This is a genomic window from Amycolatopsis sp. NPDC033938 (assembly GCF_055575975.1).
The window spans coordinates 320,384-333,595 of record NZ_JBVIRO010000002.1 but is presented as its reverse complement, the minus strand read 5'-3'; the positions used below and the strand labels follow the sequence as shown (position 1 = coordinate 333,595).

The 13,212-nt window shown below is 69.3% G+C and carries 14 protein-coding genes and 1 tRNA gene; 8 read left to right on the top strand and 7 right to left on the bottom strand.

Annotation, left to right across the window (positions count from 1 at the left end; translation table 11 throughout):
* Positions 1-58: 58 nt before the first annotated feature.
* From ACZ5ZX_RS08295 to ACZ5ZX_RS08285, 3 genes are all read left to right on the top strand, one after another.
* Positions 59-1,168 (top strand): coiled-coil domain-containing protein, encoded by a 1,110-nt coding sequence (locus ACZ5ZX_RS08295; RefSeq protein WP_044852594.1) that lies wholly within the window; start codon positions 59-61, stop codon positions 1,166-1,168.
* A 104-nt stretch (positions 1,169-1,272) separates the two neighbouring features.
* Positions 1,273-1,722, top strand: coding sequence for a universal stress protein (locus tag ACZ5ZX_RS08290; RefSeq protein WP_465501313.1), 450 nt, complete (start codon positions 1,273-1,275; stop codon positions 1,720-1,722).
* On the top strand, positions 1,722-2,885 hold the full coding sequence (locus tag ACZ5ZX_RS08285) for an adenylate/guanylate cyclase domain-containing protein (RefSeq protein WP_465501312.1): 1,164 nt from the start codon (positions 1,722-1,724) through the stop codon (positions 2,883-2,885). The genes ACZ5ZX_RS08290 and ACZ5ZX_RS08285 overlap by 1 nt, the downstream gene beginning before the upstream one ends.
* Positions 2,886-2,942: 57 nt before the next feature.
* Here ACZ5ZX_RS08285 and ACZ5ZX_RS08280 read toward each other — a convergent pair whose 3' ends face one another.
* The 4 genes from ACZ5ZX_RS08280 to ACZ5ZX_RS08265 form a co-directional block, all read right to left on the bottom strand.
* Positions 2,943-3,239, bottom strand: coding sequence for a DUF1330 domain-containing protein (locus tag ACZ5ZX_RS08280; RefSeq protein WP_465501311.1), 297 nt, complete (start codon positions 3,237-3,239; stop codon positions 2,943-2,945).
* Positions 3,240-3,385: 146 nt separating this feature from the next.
* Complete coding sequence (locus ACZ5ZX_RS08275; RefSeq protein ID WP_465501310.1) at positions 3,386-4,618, bottom strand: aldehyde dehydrogenase family protein; 1,233 nt, start codon at positions 4,616-4,618, stop codon at positions 3,386-3,388.
* A 52-nt stretch (positions 4,619-4,670) separates the two neighbouring features.
* Positions 4,671-5,384 carry a M50 family metallopeptidase gene (locus ACZ5ZX_RS08270; RefSeq protein ID WP_061982143.1) on the bottom strand — a complete coding sequence of 238 codons (714 nt, stop codon included), beginning with the start codon at positions 5,382-5,384 and terminating at the stop codon, positions 4,671-4,673.
* Between the two features lie 35 nt (positions 5,385-5,419).
* Entirely contained in the window at positions 5,420-6,361 is a 942-nt protein-coding gene (locus tag ACZ5ZX_RS08265; RefSeq protein WP_465501309.1) for a DNA-3-methyladenine glycosylase family protein, read from the bottom strand.
* Between the two features lie 142 nt (positions 6,362-6,503).
* On the opposite strand from ACZ5ZX_RS08265, the gene ACZ5ZX_RS08260 reads away from it, so the two are divergent.
* The 3 genes from ACZ5ZX_RS08260 (at position 6,504) to ACZ5ZX_RS08250 (ending at position 9,621) form a co-directional block, all read left to right on the top strand.
* Positions 6,504-7,274 carry a class I SAM-dependent methyltransferase gene (locus tag ACZ5ZX_RS08260; RefSeq protein WP_465501308.1) on the top strand — a complete coding sequence of 257 codons (771 nt, stop codon included), beginning with the start codon at positions 6,504-6,506 and terminating at the stop codon, positions 7,272-7,274.
* Positions 7,271-8,599 carry a M20 family metallopeptidase gene (locus ACZ5ZX_RS08255; protein WP_465501307.1) on the top strand — a complete coding sequence of 443 codons (1,329 nt, stop codon included), beginning with the start codon at positions 7,271-7,273 and terminating at the stop codon, positions 8,597-8,599. The genes ACZ5ZX_RS08260 and ACZ5ZX_RS08255 overlap by 4 nt, the downstream gene beginning before the upstream one ends.
* Before the next feature lie 80 nt (positions 8,600-8,679).
* A complete protein-coding gene (locus ACZ5ZX_RS08250; RefSeq protein WP_465501306.1) occupies positions 8,680-9,621 on the top strand; it encodes a S1C family serine protease in 942 nt (313 codons plus the stop codon).
* Positions 9,622-9,722: 101 nt separating this feature from the next.
* Here ACZ5ZX_RS08250 and ACZ5ZX_RS08245 read toward each other — a convergent pair whose 3' ends face one another.
* Together ACZ5ZX_RS08245 and ACZ5ZX_RS08240 are read right to left on the bottom strand one after the other, a co-directional pair.
* Positions 9,723-10,100 (bottom strand): DUF3224 domain-containing protein, encoded by a 378-nt coding sequence (locus ACZ5ZX_RS08245; protein ID WP_465501305.1) that lies wholly within the window; start codon positions 10,098-10,100, stop codon positions 9,723-9,725.
* A 47-nt stretch (positions 10,101-10,147) separates the two neighbouring features.
* The gene (locus tag ACZ5ZX_RS08240; protein WP_465501304.1) at positions 10,148-11,674 is read right to left on the bottom strand and encodes a helicase HerA-like domain-containing protein; all 1,527 of its coding nucleotides are present in this window, start codon (positions 11,672-11,674) and stop codon (positions 10,148-10,150) included.
* A 112-nt stretch (positions 11,675-11,786) separates the two neighbouring features.
* Here ACZ5ZX_RS08240 and orn point away from each other — a divergent pair, with 112 nt between their 5' ends.
* Positions 11,787-12,389 carry an oligoribonuclease gene (gene orn / locus ACZ5ZX_RS08235; RefSeq protein ID WP_465501303.1) on the top strand — a complete coding sequence of 201 codons (603 nt, stop codon included), beginning with the start codon at positions 11,787-11,789 and terminating at the stop codon, positions 12,387-12,389.
* 84 nt (positions 12,390-12,473) lie between these two features.
* Positions 12,474-12,549, top strand: a tRNA-His gene (locus ACZ5ZX_RS08230).
* Between the two features lie 110 nt (positions 12,550-12,659).
* Here the strand turns inward: ACZ5ZX_RS08230 and ACZ5ZX_RS08225 are convergent.
* Positions 12,660-12,878, bottom strand: a complete 219-nt coding sequence (locus tag ACZ5ZX_RS08225) for a hypothetical protein (protein WP_465501302.1) — start codon at positions 12,876-12,878, stop codon at positions 12,660-12,662.
* Between the last annotated feature and the right edge of the window lie 334 nt (positions 12,879-13,212).

The window sequence follows — 13,212 nt, the reverse complement described above, 5'->3', positions numbered from 1 at the left end:
TCCGTGACTCCAGCTCGACTACGGTAGAAGGATGAGCCTTGGCGAGGAACGGGAGCTAGTGCCGCTGGGAGCCGGCTTCGACGTGGCGAAGCGCGGTTACAGCCGTGCACAGGTCGACGAACATCTCGAACGGCTGGACGCCGATCTGAAGATGCTCACCGCCGATCGCGATGCCGCCATCGCACAGGCGGGCGACCTGGCACGGCAGCTGGAGATCGCGCGCGGCGAGATCGCCGACCTGCGCGGCCAGGTCGACAGGCTGGCCCAGCCGCCGACGAGCGTCGAAGGCCTTTCCGAGCGCCTGCAGCGCATGCTGCGGCTCGCGCAGGACGAGGCCGCCGACACCAAGGCGCGCGCCGAAGCCGAAGCCGGGCACATCCGCGCCAAGGCGGAGACCGACGCGAGCGCCATGCGGGCCCGCTACGAGCAGCTGCTCAACGAGCTCGACCTCCGCCGCAAGGAGATGGAGGCCGAGCACCGCGGCGTGCTCGAGAAGGCGCGCGCCGAGGCCAAGGAGATCACCGACAAGGCGAAGGCGGAGCGGGACAAGCTCGACGCCGAGTCGCAGCAGCGCCGCACTCAGGTCGAAGAGGACTTCGAGATCGCGATGGCGTCGCGGCGCACCGAAGCCATGCACGCGCTGGCCGAGCAGGAGGCCGCGAGCAAGGCCGAGGCCGCCCGTCGCGTCCGCGAGGCCACCGAGGACGCCGCCGCCATCCGCGCGAAGGTGCTCGAAGAGGAGACGGCGGCCAAGGCCGACATCGAACGCCGTCAGCGCGAATCCGTCGCCGACGCCAACAAGCGCAAGCAGGACTCGATCACCGAGGCCAACGCCCGGCTCGCCGAGGCGGCCGACGAGGCCCGCCGCCGCGTCCGGCAGGCCACCGAGGAGTCCAACCGGCGGATCACCCAGGCCACCGAACGGGTCGAAGCGCTCCGCAAGGTGCGCTCCAGCCTGGCCGAGCAGGTCCGCACCGCGCGGACCGCGCTCGCCGAGGCGACGCACGTGCTCGGCGACGAACCGCATATCCCGGCGGACCTGAAGGCGAAGCCGTCACCCGATTCGGAGGCCACCGTGCAGCTCCGGACGGCCGATGTGCCGAAGGCCACATCCGGCGCGAAGCCTTCACCTCGACCTGCGGCAGCGCAGAAACCGACTGGCGAGTAACCTTTTCACCCGACCGAGCTCACGACGGCCTGCGAGGCCGCCGACGAGCGGTTATCGTCGCTGCTCGCACGCTGGTGCGGCAGACAGATCGGTGGAGGTTGCGGATGGCTGCATATCGGACCGTGGTCGTGGGCACGGACGGATCGGATTCCTCGTTCGCCGCGGTCGACAAGGCCGCGGGGGTCGCCGGGGACTCCGGAGCGACCCTGGTCATCGTGTGCGCCTACTACCCCGCCAACAAGGGCGACGTGGAGAAGGCGCAGGACGTCCTCGGCGACGAGGCGTACCAGGTCGTCGGCTCGGCCCCGGCCGAGGACACCCTGCTCTCCGCCCGTGACCGCGCCGCCAAGGCCGGCGCGAAGAGCATCGAGACCGCCGCCGTCGTCGGTGACCCGGTCGACTCGCTGCGCAAGGTCGTCGCCGACCGCTCGGCGGACCTGCTGGTGGTCGGCAACCGCGGGCTGAACACGCTCGCGGGCCGCATCCTGGGCTCAGTGCCGTCCGAAGTCGCCCGGAAGTCGGGCGTGGACGTGCTCATCGTCCACACCACCTAATGGCCGATACCGGCGAGCCCGCGCCCGACGCGCTTCAGCAGCGTCTCGAACGGATCCTGCTCGGCGGCAGACGCAAGTACACCCGGCTCGAAGTCGCCGAGAAGGCGGGCGTTCCCGAAGAGCGTTCTCGGCGGCTTTGGCGTGCTCTGGGCTTCGCGACCGTCGACGACGACGAGGTCGTCTTCACCGACGCCGACATCGAAGCGATCCGCACGGCCGACCAGCTGATGCAATCGGGCCTGATCGACCCGAGCATCGAGCTGGCGGTGACGCGCGCGCTGGGCCAGCACCTCTCGCGGCTCGCGGAATGGCAGGTCCACATGCTGTGGACGATGATCACCGAGAACAAGGACGTCGGCACCAGCGAACGCCAGATCGCGCGGCTGGTCGACCGGCTGCTGCCCGAGCTGGAACAGGTGCAGAACTTCGTCTGGCGGCGGCATCTCGCGGCGTACGCCGGACGCGCGTTCGCGGCCACGGACGAAGACCTCGAAGCCAGGACCGAGGTCGTCGGATTCGTCGACATGGTCGGCTACACCCGGCTGACCAGGCAGATCGGTGAAGACGAGCTGAGCGCCGTCCTCGACCGGTTCGAATCCCTCGCCACCGAGGTGGTCGCCGAACACCACGGCCGGATCGTGAAAATGATCGGGGACGAGGTGCTGTTCGTCGCCGATTCCGCCGTCGACGGCGCCGAGATCGCCCTGACGCTGTCCGAACGCGCCGAAGCCGACGAGACCCTGCCCGGCGTGCGGGCGGGCATGGCTTCGGGCCGGATCCTCAGCCGGTTCGGCGACGTCTACGGCTCGGTCGTGAACATCGCCGCCCGCCTCACCTCGACCGCGCGGCCGGGCACCATCCTGGTGGACAAGGAACTCGCCACCGAGCTGGCCGCCTTCGACCCCTACGAAGTGCGTGCCCGGCGGCCGGTCTCCGTGCGGGGCTACAACCGGCTGCGGCCTTCTTCCCTGCGGCGGGCGCGGGAACGGCCTTCGGGCATGTTCGCGTCCTCGCAGCAGCTCGCTGCGGAGATGCTGGGGCTGGCGCCCGGAATCGCCCCGGCTCCGGACGCTTCGGACCCAGCTCCGGACGAGGTCGAGGACGCCACCGCGGACTCGTTGCCGCCTCAGCCGCGGCCCCGATCGAAGCGCCGGCGGCGCTGAAGGCTTCGATCACCTGCGCGCAACCAGCCGCTCACCACCGGGGAGATGCCTTGACCGTCAGCCAAGGCCTTCGATGATGCGGAAATCGCGCTTGAAGCCGTCGGGGAGTGCGGCCAGCGCCTCCTGGTAGGCCGCACTCTCGTATGCGGCGACCGCCTGTTCGAAGCTGTCGAACTCGATCAGGACGACGCGCTCGGCGATTCCCGCTTCGTGTGCGACGACCCGGCTGCCGCCGCGGGCGAACGTCCGTCCACCTGCGGCCTTGACGGCCAGACCGGCCAGTTTGCTGTAGGCATCAAGCGCCTCAGGGTCTGTGATGGTGGGGTAGACGCTGACCCAGTAGCCCTTGGCCATGGAACCTCCAGTGTGGGGATATGTGCGTTCGACTTACGGGCCGGTCTCGGAACGTATCCGGACAGCACTCATGAGACTGAGCGCGGCAAGGGACCTTTTGGTATCGCCGCTGCCGCCGGGCACTCCCTGGTGTCGTCCGCTTGCGGTCAGGCGGGCAGGACGGCGTACTGGCGCACGTAGAGGTCGGTGTAGGTGACCGGGCCACGCGGGCCGGGGACCTTGTCCAGGTTGATGCCGGTCTCGGGGACGGCCAGGAGCTTGAAGCCGTCGAGCAGCCGGGTCGGGGCGTTCCAGAAGACGCCGGTGCCGGTGTAGGCGTCGAAGAACGCGTCGGCGGCTTCGCTGCTTTCGGTGGCGATGCCGGCGGCCAGGCCCGAGGTCTGCTCGTTGGCGATCTCGACCGCTTCGAGCAGGCCGGCGACCTTCGCGACGGTGACGGTCGCTTCGCGGTCGGAGTCGAGGGCCCATTCGTAGCCGATGGCGTGCTCGTGCGGGGCGAGCGACGGCGTGACACCTCGTTCGGCCAGCGCGCCGGAGATGCCGGGCCAGACGCGGTCGTGGGCACCCTCGTGGATCAGCAGCAGGTTCAGCCGGTTGCAGACGCCGAGCCGGTCGAGGCTGTTGAAGACCAGGTCGCGCACCTTGTCGGTGTCGGCCGCTTCGTCGACGTACAGCACGCCGCCGCCGTCGGCGTGGGCGAGCGTGCGGACGCCGTGGACGGCCGCCTCGGTGGCCAGCGCGCGGGTGCTGTCACCGCTGCCCCGCAGGATCACCAGCGGCACGAGCGCGGGGAAACGCACCAACGCGGAAGCCGCTTCGCGCTCGGCGCGCGGCACCAGCTGGATGACGTCCGGGTCGATACCCGCGTCGACGAGCGCGGGGGCGATCACCGTCTCGCGCAGGCGCTGGGCAGAGCCGAGCGCGGCGGAACCCGTGCGGAGCACGCCGCCGTTGCGGGACTTCACCAGCTGTGAAGCGACATCGACCGTGACGTTCGGGCGCGCCTCGTAGTTCGCGCCGATCACGCCGACCGGACGACGCCGTTCGACCAGCTTCAGCCCGCCGTCCAAAGTGGACACATCGACGGACCGCTCCTGGTGGGGCGCACCGGCGAGGAGACGGAGCTGTTCGGCCATTCCGGTCAGCCGCTCGGGCGTGATGGTGAGCCTGTCGAGCAGACCGGCGCTCATGCCGTCCTCGCGCGCCTTGGCGATGTCGGCCTGATTCGCCTCGAGAACCGCGTCGGCGTGCTCCACCAGCTTGTCCGCCATGGCGTTCAGCGCGGCGTCGATCGCCTCCGCGGACGCGGCGGCCAGTGACGGCGCGGCCCGTTTCGCCGATCGAGCGCATTCCTCGACGGCCTTGGCGACCTCGTCCATCTGGTGACTCCTTCCGCGCGGAACGAGCCACCAGTCTGCCGTACCGCCCCGCTCAGGCGACGGTCGGCTCCAGCAGCCACAACCCGCCCGCGAAGAGACAGCTCACCGTCAGCACGGCCATCACCAGCACCCACAGCACGGCGGGCATCCCAGTGAGCCTGCCGAGCTGATCGGCGTCCGAATCCCTCGCCGCACCCCGGCGCCGCTTGATCTGCAGCTCGAACACCGGCCGGACGCCACCGAACAGCAGGAACCAGGTCAGCAGGTAGACGAAGATCGCCTGGAACCACGACGGCGCCGCGAGCGCGACCAAGCCGAGCACCACCGAGCTGCTGACCACCGCGAACACGCCGTAGGTGTTGCGCACCATCACCAGCACACCCAGCAGCATCAAGGCCATCACGATCAGCACGACGGTGATCAGATCGGACGAGAGCAGCCCGGCGAACACCAGTCCGAGCACCGCGGCCGCCGGGTACCCGGCCAACGCGGTGAACGCCATCCCCGGCCCCTCGGGCTTGCCACGGGAGACCGTGACGCCGGAGGTGTCCGAATGCAGTTTGATGCCCTGCAGCCGTCGGCCGACCAGCACCGCCGCCAGCGCGTGGCCTGCCTCGTGGACGAGCGTGATGAGGTTGCGGGCGATCCGCCAAGGCCTGCCCGAGAGCACCACGAGCAGTGCGAGACCACCGGTGACCAGGGTGATCGTGCCGGGCGGGGTGGACTGGGCGATGTCGGAAACCGTTTCGGCGGGAGACGAGCTCACCTCATCAGCTCACCACAAGCCGGATACGTCCCGTGTCAGGCGGTCATCGAACCCCCGATCCCGCGCATGCGAAACTCACGGTCGTTGCGCAGGGCGAAGGCGACCCAGCTGCGGAACGGCCGCCACGCCGTGGAGAGTTCCTCCAGCTCCTCGGGCGGGGCCAGCGGCAGGTCGTACGCGGTCCGCATGGCTTCCTGCAGCCGGGGCTCGTCACGCGGGAAGACGTCCGGATGCCCGGCTCCCCTGATCAGGATCAGCTGCGCCGAAAACGGACCGATCCCCGGCAACCGCTGCAGCCAGCGCAACGCGTCCGGTACCGGCATGGCGCGCAGATACGCGGCGTCGAGCAGACCGTCCTTGGCGGCGTTGGCCACCGCGCACAGCCGCTCGGCCTTCACCTCCGGCAGGCCGCGCCCGGCCTCCGGCGAGGCGAGGACGTCCGGCGCCGGGAACGACATGAGGATCTTCCCGCCGACATCCACCGGCCTGCCGAACTCCTCGGCGAGCCGCCGTTTCACCACGGCGGCCTGCGACATCCGGGCCCGGTGACTCAAGATCGCCCAGCAGGCCGCTTCGTACGGCGAATGGAACAGGACGGGCCGAAACCCGGGGAACGTCTGTTGGAGGCGGCGCACCACGGGGTCCGCGCTGCCGACCTTCGCGAAACCGACGCCGTCGATGTCGACCGAGAGAATCCGCCGCACCTGGGCGCCGACCTCGACGGCGAGCCCTTCTTCGGCGAAGACCTCCACCTCGATGGAGCCGGGCGATCTCTGTCTGACGGCCGCGCCGACGTGCTCCCAGCCCGCTTCGGCGGGGAAAGCGAGGCGCAAGGTGCCGGGTTCGGCACCGGCGTCGGTGCGGCACGCCGGCGGGAAATCGGTCAGGAACCGGATGGACTTGTCGAGGTCGAACGGGCCGCGCACCGGGATGCGAAGCGTGGTCGTGGCGGTGTGCTGCAGGATCGAGCCGGTCATTTTCGGGCTCCTTCGGATGGGGAACGGCGACTCCCTCCGACGTTAGAGACGGCCACCGACAGTTTCGGGTCGCGGCGCCGGGAATGTCGCGAACGGGCCGGTCATGGCAGATTCTCGGGTGAGGACCGTGAAGGGAGCAGCCATGCCGGACCATCGCGAACGTCTCGTGGGCCTGCTGCGGCCGGGCACCACGCCCACCGAAGCGACGGAAGGTTTTCTCGATCTGCTGGGCGAAATCCCGCAGGCGGGGCCGTCGACAGGCCTCGCGCAACGGCTGATGCGCACCTCCGCCGTGCCGATGATCTACGAGCGGTACTGGCGTCCGGCGCTGGGCAGGGTCGCGAAAGGACTGAACGGCCCGAGCATGGCGGGCGAGGTCCGTATCGCGATCGAAGCACTCGGCCTGCGCCCCGGGCAGGTCGCGCTGGACGTCGCCTGCGGCACCGGCCGGTTCACCCGCGCGTTCGGCGAAGCCGTCGGCCCGGACGGGCTGTCGATCGGACTGGACGGTTCGGTCACCATGCTGGAGAAGGCGCTCGCCGAGCCCAATCCGGCTTCGGTGGCCTATCTGCGCGCCGACGCCGTCGACCTGCCGCTCGCCGATTCCACTGTGGACGCGGTCTGCTGCTTCGCCGCGTTGCACATGTTCGCCGATCCGGACGCCGCGCTGGACTCCTTCGCCCGCGTGCTGAAACCCGGCGGCTCAGTGGTGTTGCTGACCAGCGCCCGGCACAACGACCAGCCGATGCGGCTGGCGGACACCTTCCTCGGCAGGGTGAGCGGACAGCGGATGTTCGACCGCGGCGAGATCGCGAGGAAACTGTCCCGGCGCGGATTCGACGACGTGGAGGAGCGGTTCTCCGGTGTCACGCAAATCGTCTCGGGCGTGCTACCGGTTAACATCCGGCCATGATCCGCTCTGAGCACGCTTCGCCGATTCCGCCCGACGACAGCTATCTCCGTTCGCTGGTCGAAGCGACCGCGGACGCCGTCGCCGCGGCCGAACCCCTCGGCTCGCCACATGACGGCGCGGATCCCGCCACGCGGGACGCCGTCAGTGGCCGGATCCGCGCGCTGGCGGCGGAATTGGTGGAACTGAGCCAAGACCTACACGCTCACCCGGAAGAAGGATTCGCCGAGCACCGTTCGGTTCGCGCGCTCGGCGAGCTGCTCACCCGCCACGGTCACGAGGTGACGATCGGCGCGGGCGGGCTGGACACCGCCCTGGTCGCGAGCACCCCTGGAAGCGGCCCGCATATCGCGGTCCTCTCCGAATACGACGCCCTTCCCGGCCTCGGCCACGGCTGCGGGCACAACGTCATCTGCACCGCGGGCGCCGGCGGGTTCCTCGGCGCGGCGGCGGTCGCCGAACGGCTGGGCGGCCGGGTCTCGCTGATCGGCACTCCGGCGGAAGAAGGCGGCGGGGGCAAGGAAACCCTTGCCCGCGCGGGTGTCTTCGACGACGTCGACGCAGTGCTCATGCTGCATCCCTTCAGTCACGACATCGCCATGCACCCGTTCCTCGGCAGGCGTCAGCTGGAGATGGTGTTCCACGGCGTCGGCGCGCACGCCTCGGCTCAGCCGTTCATGGGACGCAACGCGCTCGACGCCGCCGTCGCCGCGTACCAGGGCGTCGCGGCACTTCGGCAACATCTGCCGTCGAGTGACCGCGTCCACGGTGTCTTCACCGACGGTGGCGCGCGGCCGAACGTCGTCCCCGAACGCGCCGCGCTGCTGTTCTACCTGCGGTCCTCGCAACCGGACACGCTGCGCGACCTCGCCGAACGGATCTCGGCGATCGCGCGCGGCGCGGCGGAGATGACCGGTTGCGGCGTCGAACTGCACTGGGACGGCCAGCCCGCGTACCTCCCGATCCGGTTCAACACCACACTCGCCGGACGCTGGTCGGTGCATCAGGTGGACGCCGGCCGCAAACCACTGCCGCCGGGGATCGTGCCCGACTTCCTCACCGGCTCGACCGACCTCGGCAACCTCTCTTACCGGATGCCGGCGATCCATCCGATGATCGCCATCGCCGGACCGACGACCGCCTTGCACACCAAGGAGTTCGCGGCCGCGGCCGGTTCTCCGGACGGCGATCGGGCGGTCGTCGACGGCGCGCTCGGCCTGGCACTGACCGCCGTCGACTATCTGGCCGACGCGAAACTCCGCGCGGCGGTGCACGAGGAGTTCGAGGCGTCGGGCGGCGCACTGGATGTACCGGCGTTCTTCGACTGAGGATTCTCAGCTGATTCTTCTCAGGAAAGCGCAGGGGATTTCCACAGGCGGTTCACAAGTACGGGCGCGAATCTGGTGCCATGACCGAGAACGAGAGTCGGCCCGGCCCCGCCTCCACCGGTGGGCACCAGCCGCCGCAGCACCCCGGATACAGCACCTCTTGGCAGGCCGCGCCGAATCCGCTCTTCACCCCGCCGCCCCCGCCACGCAAGAAGGCGAGCCGCGTCGCCGTCCTCGTCAGCGCGACGGCACTCGGCGCCGCGCTCGTCGGCGGGGTCGGTGGCGCGGCGATCGTGGGTTTCGGCTCCGCGTCGTCGGCGTCCGGTACGGGTACCTCCGCGGTCGCCAACGGGCAACTGGTCGGGAACACCACTTCGGGTGACGTCAGCGCGGTCGCCGCGAAGGTGACGCCGAGCGTCGTCCAGGTGAACGTGACCACCGCGCAGGGTGAGGCCGTCGGTTCCGGCGTCATCCTGACGTCGGACGGACGCATCCTCACCAACGCCCACGTGGTGGCCGACGCCGAGGGCGACGTCACCGTCACGCTTTCGGACGGCAAGCAGTACAAGGCGAGCGTGGTCGGCGCGGACACCAAGGCCGACATCGCCGTCCTGCAGGCGAAGGACGCGAGCGGGCTGACCGCCGCGTCGCTCGGGGACTCCGGCAAACTCGTCACCGGCCAGCAGGTGGTCGCGATCGGTTCTCCCGGCGGGCTCCAGAACACCGTGACCACCGGGATCGTGAGCGCGCTGAACCGCAAGCTGGACGAGTTGAGCAGTGGCCAGGACCGGCGTTCGCCCTACAGCCGGACGACGAACGAGAGCGGGCCGAGCTACACCGCGATCCAGACCGACGCGCCGATCAACCAGGGCAACTCGGGCGGGGCGCTGGTGGACGCGCAGGGGAACGTCATCGGCATCAACTCGGCGCTGTACAACCCGACCTCGACCGGCAGCATCGGCATCGGTTTCGCGATCCCCATCAACGACGCGAAGAAGATCGTCGAGCAGATCGTCGGCTGACCCCGGCCGCCTGGACCGCGTCAGGGGGCGGCCCAGCCGGCACTGTCCGTGAAGGCCTCCTTCACTACCTTCAGGGTAGGGAAGGAGGCCTTCACGGACTTCTAGAGTTCGTAGGTGAGGGCGAAGGTGTGGTTGCCTTTATCGTCCTGGATGATCGTGGCGGTGCCGGTGATGCCGGCCAGTTCCCCGTGACCGGAGCCCGGCAAGACGATCAGGTGATGGCCGTTCTCCCCCGCCGAATGGTGCAGGACGAAGCCACCCTTACGCCCGTCGACGGACACGGCAAGCCGCTCGAAGGCGACGTACGCCCTCGACTTCTCGTTCACCGCCGTGAGCATCTCCACGGTGCTGGTGCCCTCGACGCCACCGGTGAAGGTCTTGCCGAGCAAGACGCGGGAGAACTCGGTGCCCTCGGCCTTCTCGGTGGTTTGCGGCTCCCAGCCGTCCACAGTGAACGAGGCTGTCGCGGTGTTGTTCATGGCGTCGACCTTGCCGGAGATACCTGACAGAACGCGTCAGGTATTCCTCAGCGCCTCCGGTTCCCGAACAAGCCGCGCGTGATCTCCCGGCCGAGCGCGCTCGCCGCCGAGCGGAGGAACGACTTCACCGCCGGGTTCTTCATGGCCTGCTCGACCATCCCCGGCCCTTCCTTCTCCGGCTTCGGAGCCGGAGGTGCTTCCGGCGGGACCTCATCGGTGGGCGGCGCGGCCACCTTCGCGGCGAGCTTCTCGTAAGCCGACTCGCGATCGATCGTCTCGGAGTACTTCGCGTGCAGGTCCGAAGACGTCGTCGCCGCGGAGATCGCTTCGGCGCCGATGGACCCCATCTTCGAACGGGGCGCGCGCAGCCGTGTCCACGCGACCGGCGTCGGCGCGCCTCGCTCGGACAGCACGGTGACGATCGCTTCGCCGATGCCGAGCGACGTCAGCGCAGAGTCCAGTTCGTAGTGCTTCGTCTTCGGGTACGTCTTCACCGTCTTCGTGAGCGCCGCCTGGTCCTCGGGGGTGAAGGCGCGCAACGCGTGCTGGACCCGAGCGCCCAGTTGCGACAGGACGTTGTTCGGGATGTCCGTCGGAAGCTGTGTGCAGAAGAACACGCCGACGCCCTTCGACCGGATCAGCTTCACGGTCTGCTCGATGCGCTCCAGGAACGCCTTCGACGCGTCGTTGAACAGCAGATGTGCCTCGTCGAAGAAGAACACCAGCTTCGGCTTGTCGAGATCGCCCTCTTCGGGCAGCTCCTCGAACAACTCGGCCAGCAGCCACATCAGGAACGTCGAGAACAGCGCGGGCTTCGACTGGAGGTTGTCCAGCTCCAGCAAGGTCACCATCGCCTTGCCGTCGACCTGGCGCATCAGATCGTGGACGTCCAGCTCGGGCTCACCGAAGAAGTCCTCGCCGCCCTGGGCCTCCAGATTGGACAGCGCCCGCAGGATCACCCCGGCCGTCGCCGCCGAGACGCCACCGATGCCCTTCAGGTCCTCCTTGCCCTCGTCACTGGTCAGGTGCGTGATGACCGAACGGAGGTCCTTGGTGTCCAGCAGGGCCAGGCCGCGCTGATCGGCCCAATGGAAGATCAGGCCGAGCGTCGACTCCTGGGTTTCGTTGAGCCCCAGCACCTTCGACAACAGGATCGGACCGAAACTCGTGATCGTCGCCCGGATCGGCGAGCCCTTGCCACCGGTGCCCAGCGACAGGAACTGCACGGGGAACGCGGCGGGCTCCCACTGGTCTCCCAGTTCTTCCGCGCGTTTGGCGATCTTGTCGTTGTTCTCGCCCTGCGCGGCGAGCCCCGAGAGGTCGCCCTTCACGTCCGCCAGCACCACCGGGACCCCGGCGGCCGACAGCTGCTCGGCGATCAGCTGCAAGGTCTTCGTCTTGCCGGTACCGGTCGCGCCCGCGACCAGCCCGTGCCGGTTCAGCGTCGCCAGCGGCAGCCGGACCGCCGCACCGGCGTCGGCCTTGCCGTCGATCACGACGGCGCCGAGCTCGACCGCGGCGCCCTCGCTCACGTAACCCTGCGCGATCTCCTGGGCTGGACCCTGTTCGGCCACTGTCGCTCCCCGATCTGTGAGATGGCTCACCTGAGGATGCACACGCTGCCAGTAACGGGCTCCACCCGCACGTCGCGCGCCCTGAATCCCCGGGTCGGGTTAGGGTTCCGGGGTGAACGACCGCCTAGTCTGGATCGACTGCGAGATGACGGGGCTCGACCTCGGCAAGGACGCGTTGATCGAAATAGCCGCGCTGGTGACCGACGCCGAACTCAACGTCCTCGGCGAAGGCGTCGACATCGTCATCCACACCGACGACGAAACCCTCGCCGGCATGCCGGAGATCGTCCGCGAAATGCACGCGCGATCCGGCCTCACCGAAGAGGTCCGGCGCTCCTCCGTCACCTTGGAAGAGGCCGAACAGCGCGTCCTCGAGTACATCAGGGAGCACGTACCCGAGGCCAACGTCGCGCCGCTCGCCGGCAACTCCATCGGCACCGACCGCGGCTTCATCACCCGCGACATGCCCAACCTCGACGGGCACCTGCACTACCGCATGGTCGACGTCTCGTCCATCAAGGAACTCGTCCGGCGCTGGTACCCGCGGATCTACTACGCCAAGCCCGAAAAGGGCCTCGCGCACCGCGCGCTCGCCGACATCAAGGAGTCCATCGGCGAACTCGACTACTACCGCCGCGTCGCCTTCGTCCCGCAGCCCGGCCCGACCACCGAACAGGCCAAGGCCGCGGCCGCTGAAGTGCAGGAACGCCACTAACCGTAACCCGTTGCGGGCCCCGGAAACGGGCACGCTAATATAGTGCGGCCGAGGTGATGGGGAAGCTTCCCGAGCCCGGCGATGGTGGGCGTAGCTCAGCTGGTAGAGCACCTGGTTGTGGTCCAGGAGGTCGCGGGTTCGAAACCCGTCGCTCACCCCATCACCCCAGCCTGTTCGGGGCCTTCGGGCCCCTTCCTGACAGGCTGGGGTTTCGCTTTTTCCGGGGTCATCGGTAACGCGGCGTGGTGCTGGCGCGAGTTCAGAGCGAACTCACGTGGAGGGCACCATGGGACGCTGGCCGATCTCGGTGATCTTCGGGCTCTGCGTACTGGCCGGGGCCTGCACGACCTCCTCACCGGACCCAGCGCCGACTTCGCCGATGGCGCCCAGACCTGTCACGACCGTGACCGCCCCACCGTCCACCTCGACGGCGCCGCCGATAACGGTCACGGTGACCCCGGCCCCGCCGCCTTCCAAGAGCTCCGCCACGAAGTCACCGTGGCGATGCGAGCCCGGATATCCGAACTGCACGAAGGCCCAATCGCAGAAGTATCTCGCCGACCTGGAGTACCAGAGGTGCCGCCGTGACCCGGAGAAGACCTGGGACACCACCACGCAGAAGTGCCGCTACAAGACCAGCGGCGAAACGCAGTGGGAGTACCTCAACGGCACTCCTCCGCCCGGAACGCCATGTGGGGTGGCCCCGGGGGGGGAAAAGGGCCCATGGGGGCCCCCCAGAACACCGGGGGGGTGCGGGGGCCGCCCCGGGGGCACTGCGGCCCCCCCCACAGGCCCCCCCCCCCCCCCGCGGGGGGGGGCCCCC